Genomic DNA, 602 nt, shown 5'->3' on the forward strand with positions numbered 1-602 from the left:
AAGTCCTTCGCGCGATCCGACTTCGGATTCGAGAAGAAATCGTCCTTGCGGTCGTCCTCGACGATCGCGCCCTTGTCCATGAAGATCACGCGATGGGCGACCTTCTTCGCGAAGCCCATTTCGTGCGTGACGACCATCATCGTCATCCCTTCCTGCGCGAGCTCGACCATCACGTCGAGCACTTCGTTGATCATCTCCGGATCGAGCGCGGACGTCGGTTCGTCGAACAGCATCGCGATCGGATCCATCGACAACGCGCGCGCGATCGCGACACGCTGCTGCTGGCCGCCCGACAACTGGCCCGGGAACTTGTGCGCATGCGCCTTCAGGCCGACGCGATCGAGCAGCTTCATGCCCTTCTCGTTCGCTTCGTCCTTGCCGCGGCCGAGCACCTTGATCTGCGCGAGCGTCAGGTTCTCGGTGATCGACAGGTGCGGGAACAGCTCGAAATGCTGGAACACCATCCCGACCTTCGAGCGCAGCTTCGACAGGTTCGTCTTCCTGTCGCCGACCGGCTGGCCGTTCACGCGGATCTCGCCCTGCTGGAACGGCTCGAGGCCGTTCACGGTCTTGATCAGCGTCGACTTGCCCGAACCCGACGG

1 protein-coding gene is annotated in these 602 nt (G+C 62.6%); it reads right to left on the minus strand.

All coding sequences use genetic code 11. The annotated features are described in order from the left end of the window. Nucleotides 1–602: amino acid ABC transporter ATP-binding protein (locus DIE21_RS36880; RefSeq protein WP_148092785.1), on the minus strand; the 602-nt coding region annotated here is incomplete at both ends.

This window comes from Burkholderia sp. Bp9140 (genome assembly GCF_003853425.1).
In the GTDB taxonomy this organism is placed as follows: domain Bacteria; phylum Pseudomonadota; class Gammaproteobacteria; order Burkholderiales; family Burkholderiaceae; genus Burkholderia.